This window comes from Streptomyces violaceorubidus (assembly GCF_000717995.1).
Taxonomy (GTDB): domain Bacteria; phylum Actinomycetota; class Actinomycetes; order Streptomycetales; family Streptomycetaceae; genus Streptomyces; species Streptomyces violaceorubidus.
The window spans coordinates 1-223 of record NZ_JODM01000243.1; the positions used below are offsets into that span (position 1 = coordinate 1).

Below are 223 nucleotides of genomic sequence, written 5' to 3' on the forward strand. Positions count from 1 at the left end.
CACTGGAACAGTGAGGTCGGTGACGCGATCCCGCAGCTGGCCGTCGTGCACTGGCCGGTGCGGCTGCAGTACCTGAACGTGCTGCTGCCCGCCACGGGCGCTCCCCAGCAGACGCCGCCCGTCACGATCGGGCAGAGTGGCCCGGTGGTGCACATGGTCCGGCAGGTCTACGTCGACGACTTCGGCCACACCTTCGGTGAGCACTGGTCACCCGCATGGCCCG

The 223-nt window shown here is 69.5% G+C and carries 1 protein-coding gene; it reads left to right on the forward strand.

The genetic code is table 11. From position 1 onward, the window contains the following. Positions 1–223 (forward strand): hypothetical protein (locus IE94_RS37030; RefSeq protein ID WP_037925255.1); only part of this gene is annotated, 223 nt, incomplete at both ends.